The 21,870-nt window shown below is 64.2% G+C and carries 22 protein-coding genes and 1 pseudogene; 4 read left to right on the top strand and 19 right to left on the bottom strand.

The window, feature by feature from the left end:
- Positions 1-102 precede the first annotated feature (102 nt).
- From KI794_RS14785 to KI794_RS14695, 19 genes and pseudogenes are all read right to left on the bottom strand, one after another.
- Entirely contained in the window at positions 103-669 is a 567-nt protein-coding gene (locus KI794_RS14785; protein WP_255162151.1) for a DUF4913 domain-containing protein, read from the bottom strand.
- An 18-nt stretch (positions 670-687) separates the two neighbouring features.
- Entirely contained in the window at positions 688-1,146 is a 459-nt protein-coding gene (locus tag KI794_RS14780) for a single-stranded DNA-binding protein (RefSeq protein WP_255162149.1), read from the bottom strand.
- An 80-nt stretch (positions 1,147-1,226) separates the two neighbouring features.
- Entirely contained in the window at positions 1,227-3,005 is a 1,779-nt protein-coding gene (locus KI794_RS14775) for a type IV secretory system conjugative DNA transfer family protein (protein WP_255162147.1), read from the bottom strand.
- Complete coding sequence (locus KI794_RS14770) at positions 3,002-3,535, bottom strand: hypothetical protein (protein ID WP_188034653.1); 534 nt, start codon at positions 3,533-3,535, stop codon at positions 3,002-3,004. The genes KI794_RS14775 and KI794_RS14770 overlap by 4 nt, the downstream gene beginning before the upstream one ends.
- Positions 3,536-3,568: 33 nt before the next feature.
- Positions 3,569-5,053 (bottom strand): ATP-binding protein, encoded by a 1,485-nt coding sequence (locus tag KI794_RS14765; RefSeq protein ID WP_255162143.1) that lies wholly within the window; start codon positions 5,051-5,053, stop codon positions 3,569-3,571.
- Positions 5,050-5,823: a hypothetical protein gene (locus tag KI794_RS14760; protein ID WP_255162140.1), complete on the bottom strand. Its 774-nt coding sequence runs from the start codon at positions 5,821-5,823 to the stop codon at positions 5,050-5,052. The genes KI794_RS14765 and KI794_RS14760 overlap by 4 nt, the downstream gene beginning before the upstream one ends.
- A 238-nt stretch (positions 5,824-6,061) precedes the next feature.
- Positions 6,062-7,429 carry an MFS transporter gene (locus KI794_RS14755; RefSeq protein WP_255162138.1) on the bottom strand — a complete coding sequence of 456 codons (1,368 nt, stop codon included), beginning with the start codon at positions 7,427-7,429 and terminating at the stop codon, positions 6,062-6,064.
- A gap of 364 nt (positions 7,430-7,793) precedes the next feature.
- The gene (locus tag KI794_RS14750) at positions 7,794-9,260 is read right to left on the bottom strand and encodes an SCO6880 family protein (protein WP_255162136.1); all 1,467 of its coding nucleotides are present in this window, start codon (positions 9,258-9,260) and stop codon (positions 7,794-7,796) included.
- A 6-nt stretch (positions 9,261-9,266) separates the two neighbouring features.
- On the bottom strand, positions 9,267-10,676 hold the full coding sequence (locus tag KI794_RS14745; protein WP_255162134.1) for a conjugal transfer protein TrbL: 1,410 nt from the start codon (positions 10,674-10,676) through the stop codon (positions 9,267-9,269).
- A 34-nt stretch (positions 10,677-10,710) separates the two neighbouring features.
- A complete protein-coding gene (locus tag KI794_RS14740) occupies positions 10,711-10,983 on the bottom strand; it encodes a DUF6112 family protein (protein ID WP_223160667.1) in 273 nt (90 codons plus the stop codon).
- A 171-nt stretch (positions 10,984-11,154) separates the two neighbouring features.
- Positions 11,155-11,421 carry a DUF6112 family protein gene (locus tag KI794_RS14735; protein ID WP_255162132.1) on the bottom strand — a complete coding sequence of 89 codons (267 nt, stop codon included), beginning with the start codon at positions 11,419-11,421 and terminating at the stop codon, positions 11,155-11,157.
- A 23-nt stretch (positions 11,422-11,444) separates the two neighbouring features.
- Positions 11,445-12,611, bottom strand: a pseudogene (locus KI794_RS14730) (M23 family metallopeptidase); the annotation flags it as partial.
- Positions 12,612-12,623: 12 nt separating this feature from the next.
- A complete protein-coding gene (locus KI794_RS14725; protein ID WP_255162130.1) occupies positions 12,624-13,304 on the bottom strand; it encodes a hypothetical protein in 681 nt (226 codons plus the stop codon).
- A 30-nt stretch (positions 13,305-13,334) separates the two neighbouring features.
- Positions 13,335-14,351 (bottom strand): ParB N-terminal domain-containing protein, encoded by a 1,017-nt coding sequence (locus KI794_RS14720; protein WP_255162128.1) that lies wholly within the window; start codon positions 14,349-14,351, stop codon positions 13,335-13,337.
- Positions 14,348-15,202, bottom strand: coding sequence for a hypothetical protein (locus KI794_RS14715; RefSeq protein ID WP_255162126.1), 855 nt, complete (start codon positions 15,200-15,202; stop codon positions 14,348-14,350). The genes KI794_RS14720 and KI794_RS14715 overlap by 4 nt, the downstream gene beginning before the upstream one ends.
- Before the next feature lie 96 nt (positions 15,203-15,298).
- Positions 15,299-15,670 carry a hypothetical protein gene (locus KI794_RS14710; protein WP_255808511.1) on the bottom strand — a complete coding sequence of 124 codons (372 nt, stop codon included), beginning with the start codon at positions 15,668-15,670 and terminating at the stop codon, positions 15,299-15,301.
- On the bottom strand, positions 15,667-16,272 hold the full coding sequence (locus KI794_RS14705; RefSeq protein ID WP_255162123.1) for a DUF2637 domain-containing protein: 606 nt from the start codon (positions 16,270-16,272) through the stop codon (positions 15,667-15,669). Before KI794_RS14705 ends, KI794_RS14710 begins: the two co-directional genes overlap by 4 nt.
- Positions 16,269-17,192 carry a bifunctional DNA primase/polymerase gene (locus KI794_RS14700; RefSeq protein ID WP_255162121.1) on the bottom strand — a complete coding sequence of 308 codons (924 nt, stop codon included), beginning with the start codon at positions 17,190-17,192 and terminating at the stop codon, positions 16,269-16,271. Before KI794_RS14700 ends, KI794_RS14705 begins: the two co-directional genes overlap by 4 nt.
- Positions 17,192-18,274, bottom strand: a complete 1,083-nt coding sequence (locus KI794_RS14695; protein ID WP_255162119.1) for an ArdC-like ssDNA-binding domain-containing protein — start codon at positions 18,272-18,274, stop codon at positions 17,192-17,194. The genes KI794_RS14700 and KI794_RS14695 overlap by 1 nt, the downstream gene beginning before the upstream one ends.
- 387 nt (positions 18,275-18,661) lie before the next feature.
- Between KI794_RS14695 and KI794_RS14690 the strand changes: the two genes are divergently transcribed.
- The 4 genes from KI794_RS14690 to KI794_RS14675 all read left to right on the top strand — a co-directional run bounded on the left by KI794_RS14690 (position 18,662) and on the right by KI794_RS14675 (position 21,768).
- On the top strand, positions 18,662-19,093 hold the full coding sequence (locus KI794_RS14690; protein WP_188034668.1) for a hypothetical protein: 432 nt from the start codon (positions 18,662-18,664) through the stop codon (positions 19,091-19,093).
- Between the two features lie 61 nt (positions 19,094-19,154).
- Positions 19,155-19,619: a hypothetical protein gene (locus tag KI794_RS14685; protein WP_255808510.1), complete on the top strand. Its 465-nt coding sequence runs from the start codon at positions 19,155-19,157 to the stop codon at positions 19,617-19,619.
- Entirely contained in the window at positions 19,616-20,635 is a 1,020-nt protein-coding gene (locus tag KI794_RS14680) for a DUF6545 domain-containing protein (protein ID WP_255808509.1), read from the top strand. Before KI794_RS14685 ends, KI794_RS14680 begins: the two co-directional genes overlap by 4 nt.
- Positions 20,632-21,768, top strand: a complete 1,137-nt coding sequence (locus tag KI794_RS14675) for an alpha/beta hydrolase (RefSeq protein ID WP_255808508.1) — start codon at positions 20,632-20,634, stop codon at positions 21,766-21,768. The genes KI794_RS14680 and KI794_RS14675 overlap by 4 nt, the downstream gene beginning before the upstream one ends.
- Positions 21,769-21,870: the final 102 nt, after the last annotated feature.

Here is a 21,870-nt window from a genome sequence, read left to right as displayed (position 1 = left end):
GGACCACCGCAAGCGTCGACGAGGATCAATCCATCCTGCTGGCGGCACTCTGCGAATGAAGCACGCATCCATCTCAACCGGGGGCTCGTCGATCAGACGACCTCAATTGGGCGTCTCATCCGTTCTCGCGCCGATGCTTGCGTAGAACGCATCCTCTGCGGCCCTACGCGCCTCAACCTGTTCGAGCACGAACTGTACGAAGTCAGCATCCCGATCCATGATGGCCTCCTCCACGATGTGGACGGTGCGTTCCTCGCCTGGCCAGACGGTTTGCCGCGTCGGTCGATCTCGGTCAAGCCGCGTGCCGCTGGCCGTCACCCAGTCGCGCAGACGCTGACGAGCCTCTGCGAAGTCGCGGTGCCATCCGAACGGTGCTGAGCCGTCTTGGTTGGGGTCGTAGGCGCATAGCCAATGCAGGTGGAGGGCGGAAAGCTCCCAGAGCAGCTCGGGGTGACGATGCCATACCGGTGGAATCACTGCGGCGGGCAGGCCGTACTCGGTGCGGAGCCAATTCACCCAGCGATTGAGTTCGAGAAGTTCTTCCTCAAGGTCTTGCGATGTGAGTAGATTCCAGTTGATGGGATGCGGTGGCTCTGCGACGAGATCCGGCTCAAACTGCTCAGCCTGGATGTTCTCGTTACCCTCGCCGGGGGCGCTGTGCTCGTTCATGTGCTGCTCCGATCCGGCTCAGTGCCCGAGAGATGGGGCACCGTTTACGGTCCCAGAGGATCGAGGTGCGAATGCGCGGCGCTGTTCTTTGTCGGCGCTGCTCCGCGAAGCTGCCTTACGGGGTGAGCGGTCGACTTCGTAGCGGGTGCGTGCGGCATCGTGGCCGATGCGCTTCGCGACGAACTCCTCGCTCTCAACGCTTTGACCTTCGCGCTCGTAGCTCACGGGCCGCTGGTATCCCTCGGCAATGAAGTTGTCGCCTTTGGAGAATCGCTCTGAAGCGCGTTCGGCGGAACGCCCGAACATGACGAGGTGGTGAAAGCTCGACTCCAGTTGTGTGAAGGTGCCGTCCTCCTCGCGGCGGAAGTGCTCCTGCCCGAAACGGAAGTAGAGGCGGGGGTTCCCGTTGGCCGAGACTGTCAGCTGCGGTTCTGAGGTGACGAATCCCGAGACGGACTCTTGTGTGTGGATCGACATGATGCTCTTCCTGTCTGGTCAGGCGGCCGCGTTTGTTCGGCCGTTGCGACAGGTAGGTGCACGGTCGTCACCCGTGCTTGTTAAAGCTTGGGGTGCTCCAGCAGAGCTTCCATCGCCGAGCGATCGAGAAGGAGCTTCTCTCCGTCAGCACGTTTCGGCCATGGATGCAGATCGGTGATGATGGGTGCCGTCGATCGGAGCAGGATCACGCCGATACCGAAGGGGAGCGTCCGAATCCGATCCGGCGGCAAGATAGACAATCTGCGGACAGAGCGCTGATTGGAGCGTGAACCGTAGTCGCCAAGCGTGACGGAGTCAGTGAACGCGTCACGCTCACCGATGAGGGTGGAGAGGTCCTGGAGATCGCGAGAGTTTGATGCACCGCCGAGGATGATCTTCGCGATGCTTGCGTCCCAGATCGCAGCCGCCTGATTCTCTGACCACTTGTCGCGTGCTTGGGCGAGCGATTGGAGCACAGGCATCGTCGTGATGCCGGTGCCGCCGCCTTCGGCCATGAGTGTCGGCAGTGAAGGGAGTGGCGCGAGGTTCCCAATCTCATCGAGCGCGAGCAGGAGCGGGGGATCGAGTCGTGCACCGGGCGATCGTGCCGCCATGCGGCGAGCAGTCTCAACGAGGTCTTCGACGAAGGCGGCAACCAGCGCAGCGCTGTTTCCGGCGCCAGCTCCGGTCGCGAGCAGGTACAGCGTGCCGCGGCTGCGAATGAACTGCTCCGGATCGAAGTGCTCACCCTCGGTCGGGCTTACCGCGTCCAACACCCTGGGGTCGGCGAGCGAGGCCAGAGCGAGCGAGACGCCCTGCCAGATGCTGTCGCGAGTGCGCGGATCAGCATCGAGCATCGCTTCCAATGATTCTGCCCATCCCGTCGCGGCGAGAGGTGAGCCGGTGAGGATCGCAACGGCCTCGGCTGCCACCGCAGGGTCGAGTGTCCAGCGGAAGAGTTCCGCCGGAGTTCTGTTATCGAGCGCCGCAGCGTGGAGGAGCGCTTGCAGCGCGACTCGGGTCTTGCCCTCCCAGAAGCCGCCGCCTTCGACGCCACCGGACGAGAGTTCGGTGGCCGCTGCGAGACCAGTCGCCCGAATCATCGCGGTGAGCGGATCTTCGCAGCCTCGGATGGGAGACCATCGCAGACCGGCGGGAACGCCTTCGGCCAGGTGCTGTGGGTCGAAGACCGCGACAGGGCCAAGTCGCTCTCGTGCCTTGAGCGTCACCGTAAGGTTGTCGGGCCGAGTGGACGTTGTGACGACTGCGCCTGGCGCGTCAAGGATCGCCGGGATCACGATATGCAGCCCCTTACCTGAGCGCGGCGGACCGATCAACAGGATCGAATCTTCGACGCTCGCCCAGATCTGCTTGCCGTGCGAGCGACCAAGCAAGAAGCCCACATCCTCCGGCTTCGGGTGCTCAAGCGAAGGACGCAGCGTCGCAGCACGACGAAGGAGCGCCTTCGAGGAGGCGCTGGATGCGACGTCGTGCCCGCTCGCGGTCCCTTGAAGCTTGCGGGGGTCGGAAGTGACGGCCCGAGTATGGCGTCGTATCCGAGCCCAGACCCACACAATCGCGGTGGTGAGCAAACCGAGAAGAAGGGATGCTACGACCCAGTAGACAGCTGTATTGAGGCCGGGTGCCCCGAGAGCAGCGGCGGGATCAGCAGGGGCAAAGATCACGTTGACGCCACCGGCGAAACCGACCTCCGGTCGTTCAGCACCAGTCAGAAAGGCTGCGATCGAACCGGCCCCGCGGAGCACGGCAGCGATACCGAAAAGTGCGAAGAGGCCAATTATGAGGGCGTTGGTCAGCTCATCCCCAAGACCGCGGCTATGAGACTGGGCGCTGGTCATGCTGGCAACCGCTCAGCGACGATGACGCCAGATACGCGCCCGATCAGCAGGAACTCTGCGTTCTCATCCGCAACCTGACTGAGATCGATAGCTGCACGAGCTGTGCCGTCAGCGGCACCTTCCGCGCTCGAGACCGAGAGCGCGACCGTCACGTCTTCGCCGGGAATGAAACCGGCACCACGAACCTCGATCAGCTCATGTGTTGGCCGATGGCGCGCTCGCCGCGTGGCATCGGGTACCGGAGGCTCTGCTGCCATGCGCTCGCGCCGCGTGGCGTGGACAATGTCGGTGAACACGGAGCCGTCGTACTCCCGCACCTCGACACGAACTGTTCGCGTGCGGTGCGCGGAAAGTGCGTCGAGCAGTTCACCGAAACGAGCCCTATCCCACTCGGACGCCGGACCCGTAGGCGGGAACTCTCTGCCATCGAGGGAGACGCGCATCGCACCGCGTTCATCGACGTGGATGCTGGCGATCGGAAGGTTGACGGAGGACTCTGGCGACGAATCTCTGGTGTTGCGTTTGCTCATACCGCGAAGGTGCGTCAGAGCCTCCGCGCGCACTCAGCCCACCATCCGACCTGTCGTGTCGAAGAGTGCCAGCTCGTCGGGGTGTAATTGGTGCTGGCAGACGAACGAGCGATCCTTGATGCGCCAGAGCCCCTGTCCCACGCCGAGGCCCGGCAGCAGCTTCTGCTCCGTACCGGTGAGTCCAAGCGCTCCGGCGGTGACGCCGAGCTGGTCGGATTCCTGCCGGTAGATGATTCTCGTCTCGGCATTGGCCAACAGACTGTTGGCGAGGGCACGCATGGCGGACCCCTGGTCACCGACGTTCTCCAGGTCAGTGAGCTTGTGGAAGATCAGCATGTTCGCGATCCCGTAGTGACGTGCGAGTCGCCAGTGAGCGTCCATCCGTCGCAGCAGTGCGGGGTGGGACATGAGCCGCCAGGCCTCGTCGTAGATGCACCAGCGTTGGCCGCCGTTGGGATCGAGCAGTGCAGACTCCATCCACGCAGAGGAGCAGGTCATGAGCACCGAGATCAGCGTGGAGTTCTCGGTCACCCGTGAAAGGTCGAGCGAGATCATCGGTAGCGTCGGATCGAAGGTCACGGTTGACGGGCCGTCGAATAGCCCGGCGAGATCTCCCGCAACAAGCCTTCGGAGTGCATGCCCGACGAGCCGCCCGTCTTCGGCGAGTCTGCCGTCAGGGTCTGCGTGCGGGGTGGGGGCGAGGATGTGTTCGACGACCATCGGAAGGATCGGTACGTCGTTGCTGCGCACGACCTCGGTAAGCGCGGTGTCGATCGCCGTGTGCTCCAGCGGGGTGAGGGGTCGCGTCAGTACCGTCTCAGCGAGTGCGCCGATCAGGTCGCGGCGCCGAGACGCGACGGTGGACGCCCAGCTCTCGTCGCTCATGCCAGAGGGGCGGTAACCCTCGTCGAGAGGGTTGAGCCGTGCGGCAAGCCCGTGCCCGAGCACGATTGCACGCCCGCCGACGGCTTCGGCGACGGCCGTGTGTTCGCCCTTCGGGTCACCTGGCACGTAGACGCGGCGCCCGAATGGGAGGGACCGTGTGTAGAGGCTCTTTGCAAGGCTGGACTTCCCGGAGCCTACGATGCCCGCGAGCACGAGGTTCGGAGCGGTGATGATGCCACGGGCGTACAGCACCCACGGGTCGTAGACGAAGGAACCACCGGAGTACAGATCCTGGCCGACGAAGACGCCATCGGAACCGAGTCCGCCCTCCGCGAGGAATGGGTACGCCCCCGCGAGGGTGGCAGACGTGTCCTGATGTCGGGGCAGACGGAACCGGCCTGGTGAACGCAGCTGAGCCGGACCAGGCTCGCCAGCGGCGGAAATATACGACGTACCCCGACGCTCAGCCAGCTCGGTAAGATATTTCGCGCGAGTTTCTTCGCGTTCAGAGTGCTGCTGCTTGGCCTGTAGCTTTGCGGCCGCCTTTTGACGCTGCTTGCGCACTCGACGCTTCTCGGAAGCTGGAGCAACGAGGACAGCCGTATGGAGCCGCTCGGCGTCATTCCAGTTCATAGCCCCAACCCTCGCTGCTGCTTTAGAGCCGTGATGTTTGCTGGTTCGAACCAGGATGCCCGCTGTTGGCGCGGCGCCACTGGGTGCGCATCGAGGCCGCGCGACTCGTTCGGAAGTCCGTCTTCGGCGTCGATGGTGTGGCGTCGATACAGGGCGACGTGGTCGAAGCTGTGACTGTAGGTGAGGTGGTAGTCACCGTCGCGCCGCTCGTGATCCAACGGTCCGCTGGGCGGCACGTCGTAGACATACCCGTTCTCCATCGCCGCGTTCGTAGTCTCGTCTCCGTAATCCCAGTTCTTGAGGTGGTCGAGCCCGGCAGCAGGGCCGTCGGCGTCGATCATGTCGAGCACTTCGTCGGCTTCTTCACCTTGTATGAAGACGACGTTGATCCACCGAGCTGCCGGGGTGATGTCTGTCGCGGGCGCGTTGTGCCAGGAGACACGACTCGCTGCGGATGTCGCAGCGTTCAGTCGCTCCTCGGCTTGGTCGATGAATGTCGCCGCCTGGTGCAGCTGATCGGCGGCAGCGAGCGCGTCTGTTGATCCAACGGCATGGTCACCGTGATCGTCGAACGCTCGGGCACGATTGCTGATGTGGGCAGTAGCGAGCTGATCGAGCACCTGCCTCAGCGAACGGACACCCGACAGCAGGTCGCCGAGCACGCCATAGAGATCCTGGGGGTTCTCGAAGTTGCGTGATGCATGCGCGAGCCCGCGCAGCGCCTCGGATGCTTCACCGGCATCGGCGCCGGGATCGTAGAACGTTGGCATTGGGAATCCTTTTGACTTTCGATGGCGGCATTGATGACCATCAGGTGCGCATCCCAGGTACCGGTCACGATCACTTGAAACCGGCAGTGACCGTAAGGTCAGAGCGATCTCGCAAGCCGATTGCCACTGAAGTGTGACGGCATCGGGCCCTCGGGATAACTGCGTGGGTCGTCCTGCTTTGAGTGCGGACCCAAAGCAGGCCGACCAGACGCCAGCCGGAGATGGAAGGGTCGAGTGCCTATTGGGAAATTGCCCGGTGCTCCCGCGTGCTCGGAAGCACGATGCGTGAAGTGAGCGCTCCTGCGGCGATAAGCCCGATCACGGCGAGGGCACTGCTGACCAGGTACGGCGCATCCCCGGTGAACGCGGGCGCAAAACCGATGCCCAAGTAGAGGGCGATGCCGGTTGATCCGCCTAATTGATCGGAGGCTCGCTGGACACCAGAAGCGATCCCGGCATCTTGGTCGGTGACGCCGCTCACCGCCGCGTACTGGAGACCAACCAGACCGAAGCCCATGCCTGCGGCAATAAGAATCATCGCGGGAATCATCGCTGGTGCTGGTCCATGCATGTGCACGACGATCGCGATGGTGCCCATCGCCAGTGCCGTGAACACGAGGCCAGCGAGGATGCACGCACGCGCGCCCCAACGGTCGAGCAACCTGGGCACGAACGTCGCCGCGATCACGAGCGAGACGGCCAAGGGGATGAGCGTGAATCCTGTCGCCAGCGGGCTGAGCCCCAGACGTTCTTGCAGGTAGAAGGTGAAGAGCAGGAACGACGTTGACAATGCGGCACTCAAAAGCGCGGTGGCTCCGTTCGCGAGGACTCGCGTCTGGTTGCGGAAAAACGTCATCGGCACCAAAGGATTCGCTGCACGTCGCTCAACCACGACGAATAATGCGGCGCAGACAAACGAGCCAGCAAGTGCGGCGACCCAGGTCGCGGTATGCGCACCCGAGCCTGCTTCGATAATTCCGAACACGAACAGCAGCGGCGTCGCGGTGAGCAAGATGGCGCCAGGAAGGTCGAGCGGAGCGGACTTCGCCGCGTTTCCAGCGGGGAGGAGGATGCCCGCTGTGACGAGCACGAGCAAAACGAACGGAATCGCCACAAGGAAGATCCATCGCCAGCCATAGAACTCGGTGATGACCCCGGAGAGCACGAATCCGAGCACGAGGCCACAGCTGGCGACTGCTGCCCAGACACTCAGGGCCCGTGATCGTCCGCGCCCTTCGGGGAAGAGCATGACGATGGCCGCCATCGCTGCGGGGAGCGCAAGCGCTTCACCGACCCCCTGCAGCAATCGAGCGGCGACGAGAATCGGGAATGACCATGCGATCCCAGCCAGCAAGGATGCCGCGCCGAAGATCGCGGTGCCGGTCAGGAGCACGCGTCTCCTGCCGAACACGTCGCCGAGGCGCCCACCCAGCATGAGTAGGCCACCTCCCGTGATCGTGTAGGCGACCACAACCCAGGTCAGTTGACTCTCTGATGCGCCGAACTCGGCGCCGATGGAAGGCAGTGCGACGTTCACGACGGTGACGTCGACGGCGATGAAGAACTGCAGGAGGGATAGACAGACAAGGACAAGCCATGCACGCACCGATGATCTATCCCGGTGCAAGGAAATGCGAAAGGACACGAATGCTCCGTTGTTCGAAAGATGAACTCCGGGCAGCAAAAAACACCGCTCCGGACTAACTACGAAGCGACGGAAACGTCAGAGGGTAGATCGCCCCGCCGCTAGCGGAGCGTCCTCGTAACAGCGGCGGCGGCCGCGGCAGAAGCGCCAGACATGCACCCTAAGATATCAGGTGTTGATCCAGTACTCAGGCGAATACCATATGACCGCGGCTACATGACGCCGAGGTTGCCCGAAACGTGCGGCCAGGAGTAATCCTTCCGACTGGCGGTCATGACGATCAACTATCGAACCGCATCCATGAGCTGCGACTTCGAGGTCCTGCTCACACCACCCGGCACAGAGGCAGCGCGGCGGCGGTGAATGCCTGTGCCTGCTGGCCGACGAGGAGTCGCGTCTCGCAGGAGGCTTGGATGGCGGCTTGCTCGATGGCGGCGACTGCGGCGTCGAGGTCGTCTGCGGTACGTGCTGAGACAGAGACGAGACCCGTGTAGCGGAGTACTCCGTGCCCGGCAGTGAGGTCGGCCTCTTGCTGGAGCACGTCGTGAAACTCTGCCGTCTGCGATGCATCCTCGATCTGGCCGATCCGCTGACGCTGGGCAGCGTCCGAGATGTACTCGGTCTTCTTCTTACGGATGTCGCGCGCCGCCTGATCGGAGCGCATTGGGGTGCACAGAAGCGAGAACGATCGCTGGATCCCGGTTGAGAGCAGCAGCGGCGCGAGAAACCCGGGGTACACCATCGACCTTGGCCATTCCGAGATCCACAGCACTGCGTGGAAGGCCGAGTCGGTGCGCAGCCTCGACCAGGACTCGTTAACGGCCACGGGTCCTGCAGTGGCGAGCGACTGACCAAGTTCACCGTGGCGTTCAAGCGTCGCCGCGACGGCCGGGTCGTACGCCGATCGGAGAATGACCGCGATCTCGCCACACGTCAACCAGGATGACGGCGAGAGATCGGCTGACCGCAACGCGGCAATCAGCGTCGACATTTCTTGACGCAGCACAGCTGCCGCGCCACGAATGCCACCACCGGCTGTGCGGATCTGGCGGGATGCCGCACGCATGTCGAGGGAGAGAGACAGCGTGGTCGCGTGACGTTCTCCGGCGGGCCCGGCGCGGTCGATCAGCTCGGCATACGTGGTCGAGGCCCAGGAGGCGTCGGCGTTGCCGTGTGATGCCCACCATTCGGCAAGCCCTGTCCCAGAGTCGGGCAGCGTGCGTTCCAGCACCTGGAGCATCGAGATGCGTCCTGAGCGGCAGACGGTTGCGAGCACCCGGCTCCACGAGCTGACTCGGCGTTCCTGTTCGCCGGGGTCGAGGAGCACGAATGCGGGATGCGAGACGGCAACGATCGCCGTGAGCGTTTCAGCGGTCGGATCATGCACCATTCCTGCGCCGGTGGCGGGGTCGTCGTACTCGCGGAGCCGCGCCATGTCGCCGGGAAGCGCGAGAGTCCCCGCGGGCCGAGGTTTCACAACTCGTCGACGGTAGAGAAGTTGCCCGCCAGTGGTCTTCCATATCCACCAGATGACTACGGGGATCCACTCGACGACCGCGCGCCCCGCGATCCGGATCCACACCACGGCCGCCGCGGCAAGCCACACGGGTGCGGAGAACGCGATGAGAATCCCGCCGCCAGCGTAGAACGCCCACACGAGCGTGCCGACCCCGAGGCCGAGAGCGACAAGTTGCGACAGCGACAGCCCGAGCAGGACCCCTCGGCGGGTCAGTCGCGAAAACTTCACCGGGACGAGGTCACCGGCGCGTGGAACGTCGTGATTCTTCGGCATGATCGGTCACTCCTTGCCGTTTGGCCGGGGCCGCGGGGTGCTGGGCGGTGCGGGGTCTGATCGTGGTGCTGGCGGTTGCGGCACAGAGGGAGCCGCTGTTGCAGTCGGCGTCGCAGACGGGGCAGCCCCGATTTCACCTGCGCCGGTCATCGCTGTTTCGGCGGTGCCGCCGATCGCCTGCCCGAGCTTCGGCCCGGCGGTCGCTGCGCCCTTGACAACTTCGGCTCCGATGATCACGGCTGCTGCAGGCCCGGCCGCCGCGGCAGCTCCAGCACCAGCGCCCGCTCCGGCTCCAGCGCTGGCTCCAGCACTTCCGCTCGCGCCGGTTCCCGCCTTGGCACCGGCGGCTGCCCTGCTGGTACTCGCTCCCGCTGGGGCCGTTGCGCCTCCCGCACCGCTCGATGCGGGAGTTGCGCCGGAACTACCGCCGGAACCACCCCCGGAACCGCCATCAAGGACCTTCTTCACGCCGTCGCCTTGCGGCTTCGACGGAACAGGAACGGGCCGGTTGACGGCGTTCTTCGCTTCCTGCTCGCTTCCCATCGCCTGGTAGAGATCGAAACCCAAGAACGAAATGAATCGGTAAACCATGTAGGGCGCGAACGCGGCGATGAACAGCAGCACAATGCCCGAGATCGGTTCGGTCACGGAGGCGAGGTCAGCTTCGATCGGTGTCGAGACCTGAGTGATGGCGACGAGGAACACGACGACCAGCACGAGCTTGGACACGATCAGGGCGACGACGAACGCCACCCATTTGCCGATCCATCCGCGAGTGACATCCCATGCAGCGCCCGCGAAGGCGATCGGCGCAAGCACAATTGCCACGAGCAGCAGAGCTTTGCGAATGATGAGTGAGAACCAGACAATCGCGACCGCGCAGATCATGAGCCCAGCGAGGAAGATCGTGATGATCGCTCCGACGCCGGGCGCAGCGATATTGATCGTGGTGAGGCCTGCCGTGAGGAGCGCGATCTTATCGCCCATCGTTTCGGTTGTTTCTCCCGCGGCTTGGACGATGCCGATGGAGAGCTGGTCGACGATCTCCAGCGCCGTTGCCGTCAGCGTGATGACGACGAACGAACCAAGCACGGCCTTTGCTGCCCCGAGCGCCGCGCGTGAGAGCGCAGCAGGTTCGCGCCGGATCAGGCCCAGGATGAGTTGGAAGCAGAAAAAGAGCAGCACAATGAAGACACCGATACCGAAGAGCAGGTTGTAGACGTCGAGGTAGCCCTGCGACTGGACGTCGACGAGGGTGGTGCTGTCGAAGATGGTCCACATGGCTGCGATGAGCCATCCGGCGGCTTGCCCCATCGTCGCGGCCAGCCAGTCGAATGGGGCAGACACCAGCGTTGCGGCGCCTTCACCGACCGCGTCGCACACATTGGCGATGACGGGGATATCACAGACACTCATGGCATTGCTCTCGAAGTTGGGGGATTCAAGAAGCTCACACCTGCTGCCCGACGTTCCAGAAGAAGTTGATCAGCGTCACGGAGGCACCGCAGATGATGGCGGCGCCACAGGAGACGAGTACGCCGAGCTTGCCGCGGGAGGCGAGGTGGGGATTGGACGAGTTCGCCCCGAATCCCCACACGATCGCCGACACGATCAGGGCGAGCACGGACAGGATCAGCCCGATCGTCATGACGGCGCCGACGATGACGCGCAACTGTCCGATCCCGGGTAACCCCGAGTCGTTGGGCGTCACGTCGATGTTCATCGGCAGAACTGCGGTGAGGGTCGTGATGAGTTCGAACACGGTGGCTCCTTGGCGTGAGCACCGCCCGCGGCGGTGACGAAACAGGGTCGAGAGCCAGGTGCGCACTCCGTCACACGCAATAAAACGGGCCCTGGCGAGAGTTCCCGCCAGGGCCTGAGGCCAACAGCAGTACTACAGCTGTCCGCCGATGTTGATGAGCCAGTTCACCCACGTGACGCCGCCACCGGCGAGGATCGCTGCTCCGAGCGCGACAAAGACCCCGGCACGCGCCTTCGCGGCGACTCCCGGGTTGCCCGTCGACGTGGCGATCGCCCAGGTGATCGCGCTGATGATGATCATGAGTACTGCGACGATCAGGATGATGGTGAGCATCGCGCCGATCACGGCTCTGAGATCACCGATGCCGCTGAGGCTGCCGAAGTCAGGAAACACGTTCATCAGAGGCCGCCTCCGAGAGCGGAACATCCGGCTCCTGCCGTAGCTTCGGGGAGATCTGCGGCGTTGTGATCATTGAGCCACTTCGCGGCATCCACTGCTTCGCCGTTCGTTCCACCTGGTCGAACCTCGAAGTGCAAATGAGGGCCCGTTGAGCGCCCGGATGACCCCACATCGCCGATGTGTTGCCCCGCGATGACGCGCTCGCCGACGGTGACGTGGATGCCGTGCTGCCACATGTGCGCATAGGCGGTCGCGACCGTCACGCCGCCGAGGCGGTGCTCGATCACGATGAGGCCGCCGTAGCCTCCAGAGAACTCGGCAACCGTTACGACCCCGTCGGCCGCGGCGAGGATCGGTGTCCCATCCGGCGCTGCGAAGTCCGTGCCGCTGTGGAAGGCACTCTCGCCGGTGAGGGGATCGGTACGCGGACCGAAATCACTGGTGTGTACCCAGGTTCCCTCCGGCAAGGGGAACACGACGCGCGAGGCCTCCGCCACGTCGACGACAGGCGACGAAGGGGCCGTTGGCGTCGTCGTCGCTGCCGATGTGCCACGCGTGAGTGTCGTGAGGATCGTCTCGGCGACGGGCTCGTAGTTGTTGTACCGGTCGGGGTACGCAGACACTTCGACGGCTTGCGCGACTTCGCCCTTGCCCATGCTCTGCCAGCCGGGGATGTCCAGAAGACCACGGGGCGAGGGGTAGTTGGGGCCGGTCGGGCCGCCGAAAAATGCTTTGGCTTGATACTCGGGATCCATCAGCTCCGCGACCGAGCCCCAGCCCGATTGCGGTCGCATCTGGAACAGGCCGAGTGAGTCGTGATCGGAGCCATTCCCATCGTTCGGATAGTTGCCGGACTCGGGGTAGGCGCCGGTGTTCGCAAGCTGTCGAAGCGTCGACTCGGTCAGCGCCGCCATCAGTGCAATCTGGATGGCATCCCTCGTGACACCGTCGATGCTCGATCCGACGGTGATGATCGTCGTAGCGTGCGTGAGCTGCTGCTTGTCCAGGGAGAACGTCTCGCCATTTGCGGTCGTGACCACGAGAGAGTCCGGCACGTTACCGACGGTGAGCCCCGACGAGGCAAGACATGAGATGACAGCAGGATTCGCCACCAGTCCGACGGTGACGAGCCCGAGGGTCGGTGCGAGCAACATCAAGGCGACCACTGCGATCGCGAGCTTCTTCATCATGAGCCAGTCGTCCTAACGCAGCGGAGTGTTCAATTGCGAGAGCCGTAGGACATAGCAAGGGTCGTCGGCCGGGCACGCCATGAAGATCGTGAACGCGACCGGCTGCTCCGCGCTGACCGGGTCGCCATTCCACACGCCGGATCGATGGCGGATGCCCTCGATCGTGTAAGCGGCGGCGCCGTCGGGCAGCTGCCCTGGGCGAGCCTGCGCGACCGCGTCAGCCCAGGCATCCGGCACGAACACTGAGGTGATCTCCAAACGCTGCGTCGTCGCGTACGGTCGCAGCTGCGCCCACGCGCTCTGCGTGGGCAGGTAGGTAGCGATGTCGGCGGCGAGTCCCGACTGTTCGAAGCCGGTCGGGTCGGCGACGTCGAGGATGACTGCGGTGTAGTCGAGCGGCAGGAACCCACTGCCGGTGTCCCAGGTGAACAGCGCTGCGGCGACGCTGCGTGCGAACGCCTCGGCGTCGGCGGTACGTGGGATCGACGGGATCCGAGGTGGTGAGGTCGGCTCACGAGAAGGTTCTGTGTGCGGGGCAGCACTTGACGATGGAGGATCGTTCCACTCGGAGGGTTGCCCTGAACCGATGATGAGTCCGTAGATGCCGATGCCAGAGACAAGGATCGCCAGCGACAGAGCCGCGATGAGGGCGATCAGAGTGCGGCGTGCGCGGGGAGCGGTAGGAAGCTTCATGCGGGACAGGTGCGCCGCATTAGTCTCGGTTCAGAGGGCGCGAAGGTTCCCCACCTGGGTCGCCGACTCGGCGTCCGCCCGATCGATGTCCCGCGCGGCACGGAGTTGCTCCGCAACCTGAACGGTGGCTTCAACAACGTGCAGGAACATCTCGATCTCGGCGTCACTCAGTTGGTGGGCCAGTTCATCGACGTCGAAGTGTCGCCACCAGCCGTCGAGTTCCGTCCACGTGACGACGAATGCGCGAATCGGCCACGGCTCGTCGCCGTCGACGCGCGAGGTCAGCGCGGTCGGTGAAGGTCGTCGTTTGGGCTTTGGAGCGGTCTTGATACGCGCGAGTGCTTCCTCAGCCAGCTTCGCCACATCCATAACGTCACCATCGGGTTGTGCTGCGGTCACGAGCTGCCGAGCACGCTGGAAGCTCGGGTGCACGGGAGCGCCTGAGCCGATGAGTTTCAGCTCGGCCGTGACGCCTTCGCGCACGGAGTCGGGCTGACTTTCGTCTTCCGCCATCTGCTGCAGGTAGTTGATCTTCTCCAGCGTCGTGTGCGAGGCGCCCTCCGGGATCATGGCGGCAGCCTGCTCGCGCGCGTCTCCGACAGAGTCTGACGGTGCCGCAAATTTTGCGGCACCGTCATTTCCCGGCTGATTCTCGGTGCTGAATCGTGATGCTTCTTGGCGACGGGCGGCATCCTCAGCCATCAACGTCTTGATCTCCCGGTACAACGCGGCATTCTCCAGCTGGGTGAGCGACTTGTGCAGCGCATTGTCATCCTGCTCAGCAAGCAGGTGCGCGAGTTCTCCCGAGATCCCCGAGCGCACCCAGACTTTGACGTGCATCCATCCCAGTCGCTTGATCGCGGCCAGCCGACGGGCACCACACACGAGATTGCCCTCCGGCGTCACGGTGATCGGTTGCAGCAATCCATCCCGTTCGATCGACGCGGCGAGGAGAGCGAGTTCCCCGAGATCCCTGCGGTGACGATGGCCAACGTGGATTGAGTCGACAGCTCGCTCCAGCTCAATGTGCCCGTCATGCGTGCTCATCGTCCGCTCCCGTGTTTGGGCGCGGACGTCACGATGATCGACACGAGGTCGTCATCGAGCAGCAGGTCAGGAAGAGTCTCGCCGACAAGGATGCGAAGGAGGATGCCGCGGCCGGTGCTCGTTGCGCGATACGCGGGGTTCGGGTGTCCGAGCAGTGCGTGCAGCAGGGCAGACCACGCATCGCCGGGAAGATCGAGGAGCGCGCGAGCATGCTTGTCGCGGCGCAGCACTTCGTAGGCGCTCTGCCGAGACCCTGCTTGTGCGATCGCGCCGCACACGTGCTCGATCGCGGCCCGTGTCGTACTTTCAGGCCAGCCCAACGTCGCAAACAACCCGATTGAGACCTCGATCGCCTGTCTGGCGGTGCCTACCTCGTCATTCTTGTCGGCGTCGTCAGCATCGGTTTCGAGGTAGTTGTCGACCACATGGAACGCGGGATGGTAGTCGGCGAGAGGATTCTCGCGGTCGGCGAATCGTTCAGGGTCATGGAATGCGGAGACGTGCGGGCGGCGAGCTTGGTGCGTGGCGCACAGCAGCCCCTGCCCGCGCTCTTCGGCGATGCAGGTGATCTGCACGCCGCGAGTGACGACGGCCCAGGGGTCGTCAGCTTCGCGCGCCGAACGAGTACGCATCACGTCGAAGGCTGCGGACGCGGCCTCCCACGGGTCGAGCCCGTGTTTCCGAGCGAGCGCTCCATACTTCTCGGCAGCGAACGCGGCGAGTTCAGCGGCTACGCGGTCGTGCTTCCATGCGTGGGCGCCCGACTGGTGCAACCGGTGCAGCAGTGCGCGCAACCCTTCGCTCGTGGTGAAGTCCTCGCCAGGGTGCGACGGGGAATAGTGAGTGGTCATGACAAGAGCACCTCCTGCTACGCAGGTGCGCACCCGCTCCCGATTGGGGAGGTTGGATGCTGATGAGGTGCCCATGACGATGTCCGCTCTTCACGATCAGGCGGTGCCGATCGGGCTGCGGCCCGCATCCGGTCGCGTGGCGCCGCGCCCAAACGCCGATAGGGGAGGGAGGTGGCGTGCACGTTCGGCGATGCGCCGGGTGCCGTCCTGTGCCGCTGCGCGCGTGCGCCGATGTAGCTCGGACTGGAAATTGATCCCCGCACCGGCCACTCGTGCGCTGCTGCGAGCCACCAGGTCGGTCGGGCGTACCCATTCGACACCGCGTCCTCGGTATGTCGCAGGATCGCGTATCGAGCCCCTGCGCTGATTGCGGAGCCTCGCCAACTCGGCCGCTTCGTGCCTCGTCGTGACATCGATGGCGTGCGCATCGCTGGGGTGGTTGCTAACGTCGGCCGTGTTCTCGTTCATGTCGCGTCCTCAGTTTCGTCGGGTGCGGAACGCGCCCGTTCATGTTCGGTAGGTACGCTCGCGAACCAGCGACCGACGGTCGACGGATGCACGTCCAGCTCGCGCGCGATGCGCTTGTTCGACCACCCTTCGTCACGCAAGGCGGTCGCCTGTTCCTGGGGCGAGAGGGGCGCGTCTTCGGAGCGCTCCGTAGCGGCAACCGGCGTGCGCATGAGCAGCACCGTCAAGTGCGTGATTGCCAACAGCACCACCGGTGGAACGGCAGCGACAGCCGCGGCGAGCACGCTTGGAACGTCGGCATCGGCGGCGACCACCGCATGGATCGAGTTCGCCGTCACCGAAACCGCAGCAGCTCCAGCAAGCAGCGTCCACGGGTACCAGGCGGAGCGTGACCCGGCGAGGGCAACAACTGCAACGGTTGATACCACGATGACGCCGTCGACAATGAGCGGCCATGCCCATGCCTGACCCGCGCCGATGCCCGAGCGGGCCGCGAGATCCGCCAGGGAGGTGAACGATAGCCAGAACGCGCCTGCAGCGATGAAGACCGTGCCCGCGACAGCGGTGATGATCGCCGATCGGCGGGCCCGAATGGTCCTCATGCCAAGGCCCGAGAATCTGTGATCGGTCGTGGTCGGTGGGGTCGGGTCATCGGTTCGCTCGCGGGTAATCGTTGAGATGACCGGCCCTGCACGGCTCGATAGGCCGAGCGGACGGTCGTCGTCACTTCGCGCTCGCTGAGCCCAGCAGACGCACCCGCGGCCGTCAGAGCGTCGAGCGCCGCGCCTGTGGGGACATCTTTCTCCGCCATTTTGCAGGCTGCCCAGAAGACGCCGTGATTCCGCTCGCCTTCTTGGAGACGGGATACCCAACATGCCAATCGCGTGAGATCAGCGGGCGCCATCTCAGAGACTGCATCGCCCGGGCCCGCGGCTCGCCGCGGAGGATCCAAGAAGTCTCGAAGGCGCTGTGCGTCGAGCGGATGACCCATTCTGTGAGCGAGTTGCAAAGTCGTGTAGCGGCGCGTTTCACCCTCGATGGCTCGTGCCGAGGGCGGCACAATGATGTAGCCGCCGTCGCCGCGGAAGTCGATTCCCGCTCGCGCCGACTGCCAAGACCTCTGGTCCGTATCGCCGCTCGCAGGGAAGTACAGGTGCAGGCCACCCGAGGGCGTTTCCACCGCTGCGACCCAGCCATCCACCAGCCCTTCGCGTCGCGCACGCTCCAGCGCCGAGTATCCGTCGACAGCGCCGTGCACGTCGACATCGACGACAACGAGGCCCGAGGCTGCGCCCGTCGGCATCCCAATGTTCCCGTTGGGCATCGCAGTCCACCAACGCCACACCAGGTCGGCTTCGGCGCTCGCTGCGTGAAATCCTCCCGCGACAGCGGGGCGCTTCCCGCCAGCGGCACATGGGAAGACCGGGATGCCTCTCGCTACCAACGCGAGTGCGCTTCGACCGAGTGCTTTCTCGTGGCCCGTTCGGTCGAGGACCTGAACGAACGAGTCTGCCGCGCTCATCACAGACCTCGCGATTCGGGCGCTGCAGCCTGCCCTGGGCTGGCCGCGCTCGTTGGTGCGACGTTCGCGCGCCCGGCGGGGGCGGAGTTCGTGCGCCCGGCGGTGCGATCGAGCCCAGGGGGCGTGCCGTCGCCGATCATCTGCGTGTCCAGCTGGTCGAGGATTTTCATGGCGGTGGCGCGCACTCGTTCTCCGGTCGCACGCACGATCTCCGCGGGTTCCTGGCCGTCGACGTTTGCAGCCCACGAAGTGACATAGGGGATGGTGTAGTCGCCGGTGTCCATCCCGTGTGCAGCGCCAATCATGAGCGCGACGGACTCGGCCTCCACCTCGCCGACTCCCCGGTGTTGCCGCGCGGCATCTTGATCAGGGCCGTGCATCAGCACATGGGCGAGTTCGTGCGCAAGCGTCTTCACGCGCGCGGCGGGATCCATGTTCTCGCGGACCTTGACGGTCTTCTCCATGTAGTCCGTGACGCCGTTCGCCCCGTGGATCAGGCCTTCGTGTTCCACATTGAGGAGCTGAAAGCCTGCCGCCTCAATTCGCTCGGCCAACCCCGCCCAGAGGCCCTCTGGTGCGTCACCCTTCAGTAGCGTTGGCGCAGGTGGAGTTGGAAGTGCGTCGCCAGAAGTTTGCGCCGCGTCCCACACGTAGGCGGGGCGAACGCCGATCATCTTCGAGCGGACTTCCTCGCTCGGTCGAGGCTTTTCGAATCGGTTGAGCCGCCGCCACGACGCTGGATCCGCAGGCGTCGCCGACGCGAACCGACCGGTCACCGGAGCGAGAATCTGATATCCAGGCTGCCCCCTCTCGACCTGACGGCCCAACTGCTGCCATTGCTTGTACCCGGCCACATATGACGGCATCGGCTCGGACACGAGTCCCGCTTCGAAAGCGGCGGTGTGCTGCATCCAGATGAGCAGTGTGTTGTTGAACGAGCGGCTGCGGAACCTGGCTGCGAACCGGAGCGCAGCTGCCCAGTCTTCGCCGGAAACTAGCTTTTCCACCGCTTCGGTGAGTTTCTCGTGCAGCTCGTCGAGCTTCGCTTCGCGGGTGGCACGGCGTTCCTCTGTCGACACCATCGGGTGCCCTCCTCTCCGGCGCGCCACGTCGCAGGAGTGCGTGGCGATACACCGGTGAGGTGGGCGAGCGACTCCACGAACTCTGCGGATGCCCCTGCGGGTTCCAACCGCACGACGTAGCGACTCGTTTCGGCGCGATTGCGGTCGACAATGCGTGGGCAGCCAGAATCTGGGCATGGTTCACCTCCCTAAGAGTGATCGAAGGGTCCAGAGACTCCCGGGCGTTGAGCATGCTCAAAACGTGCGGGGCTTCGTTTCTAACATCGACCGTTGAACATGCGCAACCCTTGATTTGTTCATGCTCAACGGCTATATTGAGCATGCGTAACGTGCCGGGATTACCCTGCCGAGGATGCTTCTCACCGCGAGCGAAGGAGGTCAGCGCGCATGACCGACGACGAGAGCACCGCTGCGGCCGCGGATCTTGCGAAGCGCCTGCGGCTGTTGCTCGATGTTGCAATCGCCGAGACCGGCTCCGAGCCGACCTACTCGCAGATTGCGGCGTTTCTCCGGGATCGCGGCACCAACCTGTCACGGTCGCGCTGGACGTACATGGTCAATGGGCACCGGTACGTTCAAGACCCCGCCGTCTTTGCCGGGCTTGCATCGTTCTTCGACGTCGACACCGACTTCTTGATCGGCGCGAACGACGCCGTAGTTCCCGAGAAGGTGAGCGCACAGCTCGATCTCGTGCGCTCGATGCGTGCGGCGAAGGTGAAGTCGTATGCGGCACGCACTCTTGGAGACATTTCACCGAAGGCGCTCCAAGCAATCAGCAAATTCCTGGATGAGGAAATGACACACACAGATAAGCAATGACGGCGTCGCTCACGTAGCCGAGTCGATGCCGCGAAGTGCCCTCGAAGGAGGTGAGCGCAACGTGAATATCGAACAGGTCGTCTCCACGGCCGTCTCGGATCTTGCCCTCGGCAGTGTCTTCACCTTCGACGATCTCTACGGTGTCGTGCAGCAACGGAGGAGGCGTCGCCTGCGTATCGTCGAGCTTGCCGAGATCGGCGATCACGACGGCCTGTGTGCGGTGTGGCTCACCACCGACGCAGACGACATCATCATCCACGCTCGCACTGATTCGGCTCTGCATCGCCAGCAGTTTGTGCTGCACGAGCTGTCACACATGATCCTGGGCCACTGCGACGGCGACGAGTGCACAGAGACGGACGTGCTCCTGCCTGACATTCCTCCGCACACTCGCGCCCGCCTGCTCAGGCGGCAGGACCTTGATTCCGACACCGAGATTGCCGCGGAGTCTCTCGCGGACCGGCTCGCGGCAGGGATCCGAGGGTCCGCTTTCGCGGAGTCTCGCTACTTCGAGGTCTTCGGATGATCCAGACGCTCGTTGCGATCCTCATGTGGGTTCTCGTCGCGAGCCTGCTGATCCTGCGACGAGGGCGCCCAGACCGCAGCATTACGTACGCATCGGTCACGATCGCGATCGCGATGACCCTCAACGTTGATGCGATCTACCTGGCCGTCGATCCTTTCCTTGGCGGAACGAACATCACGACTCTGCTTTCCGACGCGCTCTTGATGATTGGGCTCTTCTTTCTGGGCCGCGCGGCGATGAAGGCTGGTGAGTATCGTCCCCGCTTGGTGCGAGCAGCCGTCGGGCGCCCCGCCCTGATCCTTGCCCTGGTCACGACGACGGTGTTGTTCTTTTTCATCGACCGCGGGGCGTCGACCGCGACATTCATGCTTGACCTCGGCGACCAGCCGGTAACGGCCGCCTACTCAATGATCGGCTTCACCTACTGCGGCATCGTCCTGGCGGCCATGTTTGCGTTGGCGGCACGCCAACTTCGCGTCGGCACCGGCATTCAGCGCATCCCCGCACTCCTCCTGCTCCTTGGCTCGGCGTGCGGCGTCGGTTTGGCCGTCGTGGTCCTCGTAATGGATGTAGCACATGTCGCGAGTCACCTGGAACTGATGAGCACGTTCGGCGAAGTATACGGGCCGCTCTCGCTGCTCACTTTCCTGTTCTTGTGCGCCGGGTTCGCGGGGCAACCAGTTGTCAGGTCGTTGCGTGAACGCACACGGCGCGCGCAGATAGCGCAGATCACGGGGGAGCTGGAACCGCTCTGGCAGCGGGCCACGAGCGTTCGCCCCGGGCTCAGCAGTACTGATGCCCTCGGCGCCAGTCTTGACGATCCTGAAGGACGATTGCATCGCGAAGTGGTTGAGATTCGTGACGCCATGATCGATCCACGGGTGACATTCGAGGTGACGCCTGCTGAAGAAGCTCTCCTGGAACGGGCCGAGGCGCAGCTGTTGGGACTCGACTCTGGCGTAGCGCGCATCGTTTTGCGCGCGGATCGCGGCGACAGCAGCATGGAGCACGCATGAAGCGGCAGCTCGCGATCGGCGGTGCTATGGCCGGTGCGGTTGGTGCAGCCCTGGGGTGGACGATCGCGCGGAAGCTAACAGCACCAGTCGGGCCACGCCGTTTCAACCTGACATTGCGTGGTGTTGAGGGCGATGGCGATGGCCGACTTCTCATACTCGACCGCACTCCCGACACCGGAGCGCCCGGCACGTATAATCTCTGGTTTGAGCACGGCGGATGGGCGCAACTTGGCAGCGAGGTTGAGGATCGCGGCCAGAACCAAGTCGCCCGCGTCGTCGCGGGATTGTCACCAGGGCTCACGCCGCGAGAAGGCGATCGAGTCTCGTGGAGCGGCATCTACTTCGGTTCGCCCACCGATGCCGGGCTCGATGCGAGCGACGTCGTCATCAGCACCGCCGTCGGCCTGGCGCCAGCTTGGCGAATCAACGGTGACACATCGATCTGGGCGATTCACGTTCACGGTCTTGGCAGCCCCCGAGCGGGCACCCTCCGCGGTGTGCAGGTCGCGACGGAACTGGGGCTTACTTCGCTCGTGGTGAGCTACCGCAACGACGGTGAAGGGCCCACGGAAGGATCCGGTCGCTCCACGCTCGGCGCCGCCGAAACCGAAGACGTCGAGGCTGCGATCAGCTATGCGGTGCGCCGCGGTGCAGAACGGATCGTGCTGTTCGGTTGGTCTATGGGCGCTGCGATTGCACTGCAGATTGCGCATCGGTCAGACTATGCGCCACTGGTAGCAGGGCTCGTGCTTGACTCACCGGTACTCAACTGGGTCGAGGTCATCAAAGCCAACTGCCAGCGCGCCGGGTTCCCACGCAGTGCAGGGCTGCTCGCGGTCCCGTGGCTGACCAGTGCTCGTCTCTCCAGACTGACCGGACTTCCAGGCCGGATCCCGATTCGCGAGTCCGATTGGGTAGCGCGCGCCATCGAACTCTCCGTGCCGACGCTGATCCTGCACGGGGCCAACGATGATTCAGTTCCCATCAAGACCTCGTCCGCGCTCGCGAAAAAGCGTCCAGACCTCGTGCAGCTGGAGACCTTCGACGCAGGTCACACGATGGCGTGGAACTCTGATCCACAGCGATGGCGATCGACAGCCAATACTTGGATAATAAAGCGGCTGACCGGTTGAATCGGTAACTTGCTGAGCCTCGCCGGACCACACCCGGAAAAACCCTACTCAACCCGGTACTACTCCGATAGCATCGGAGTGACTGCCCATACGGGCTGAGAG

Source organism: Leucobacter aridicollis (assembly GCF_024399335.1).
GTDB lineage: Bacteria > Actinomycetota > Actinomycetes > Actinomycetales > Microbacteriaceae > Leucobacter > Leucobacter aridicollis_A.
This window is presented reverse-complemented; position numbering and strand designations above follow the sequence as displayed.

What these genes read in the sequence shown, in the direction of transcription:
- KI794_RS14735 (WP_255162132.1), bottom strand. Translation starts at nt 11,421, where the DNA reads ATGAACGTGTTTCCTGACTTCGGCAGCCTCAGCGGCATCGGTGATCTC.
- KI794_RS14780 (WP_255162149.1), bottom strand. Translation starts at nt 1,146, where the DNA reads ATGTCGATCCACACACAAGAGTCCGTCTCGGGATTCGTCACCTCAGAA.
- KI794_RS14715 (WP_255162126.1), bottom strand. Translation starts at nt 15,202, where the DNA reads ATGACCACTCACTATTCCCCGTCGCACCCTGGCGAGGACTTCACCACG.
- KI794_RS14745 (WP_255162134.1), bottom strand. Translation starts at nt 10,676, where the DNA reads ATGAGTGTCTGTGATATCCCCGTCATCGCCAATGTGTGCGACGCGGTC.
- KI794_RS14765 (WP_255162143.1), bottom strand. Translation starts at nt 5,053, where the DNA reads ATGAACTGGAATGACGCCGAGCGGCTCCATACGGCTGTCCTCGTTGCT.
- KI794_RS14775 (WP_255162147.1), bottom strand. Translation starts at nt 3,005, where the DNA reads ATGACCAGCGCCCAGTCTCATAGCCGCGGTCTTGGGGATGAGCTGACC.
- KI794_RS14700 (WP_255162121.1), bottom strand. Translation starts at nt 17,192, where the DNA reads ATGAGCGCGGCAGACTCGTTCGTTCAGGTCCTCGACCGAACGGGCCAC.
- KI794_RS14725 (WP_255162130.1), bottom strand. Translation starts at nt 13,304, where the DNA reads ATGAAGCTTCCTACCGCTCCCCGCGCACGCCGCACTCTGATCGCCCTC.
- KI794_RS14680 (WP_255808509.1), top strand. Translation starts at nt 19,616, where the DNA reads ATGATCCAGACGCTCGTTGCGATCCTCATGTGGGTTCTCGTCGCGAGC.
- KI794_RS14750 (WP_255162136.1), bottom strand. Translation starts at nt 9,260, where the DNA reads ATGCCGAAGAATCACGACGTTCCACGCGCCGGTGACCTCGTCCCGGTG.
- KI794_RS14770 (WP_188034653.1), bottom strand. Translation starts at nt 3,535, where the DNA reads ATGAGCAAACGCAACACCAGAGATTCGTCGCCAGAGTCCTCCGTCAAC.
- KI794_RS14710 (WP_255808511.1), bottom strand. Translation starts at nt 15,670, where the DNA reads ATGAACGAGAACACGGCCGACGTTAGCAACCACCCCAGCGATGCGCAC.
- KI794_RS14785 (WP_255162151.1), bottom strand. Translation starts at nt 669, where the DNA reads ATGAACGAGCACAGCGCCCCCGGCGAGGGTAACGAGAACATCCAGGCT.
- KI794_RS14705 (WP_255162123.1), bottom strand. Translation starts at nt 16,272, where the DNA reads ATGAGGACCATTCGGGCCCGCCGATCGGCGATCATCACCGCTGTCGCG.
- KI794_RS14740 (WP_223160667.1), bottom strand. Translation starts at nt 10,983, where the DNA reads ATGAACATCGACGTGACGCCCAACGACTCGGGGTTACCCGGGATCGGA.
- KI794_RS14690 (WP_188034668.1), top strand. Translation starts at nt 18,662, where the DNA reads ATGACCGACGACGAGAGCACCGCTGCGGCCGCGGATCTTGCGAAGCGC.
- KI794_RS14695 (WP_255162119.1), bottom strand. Translation starts at nt 18,274, where the DNA reads ATGGTGTCGACAGAGGAACGCCGTGCCACCCGCGAAGCGAAGCTCGAC.
- KI794_RS14760 (WP_255162140.1), bottom strand. Translation starts at nt 5,823, where the DNA reads ATGCCAACGTTCTACGATCCCGGCGCCGATGCCGGTGAAGCATCCGAG.
- KI794_RS14675 (WP_255808508.1), top strand. Translation starts at nt 20,632, where the DNA reads ATGAAGCGGCAGCTCGCGATCGGCGGTGCTATGGCCGGTGCGGTTGGT.
- KI794_RS14720 (WP_255162128.1), bottom strand. Translation starts at nt 14,351, where the DNA reads ATGAGCACGCATGACGGGCACATTGAGCTGGAGCGAGCTGTCGACTCA.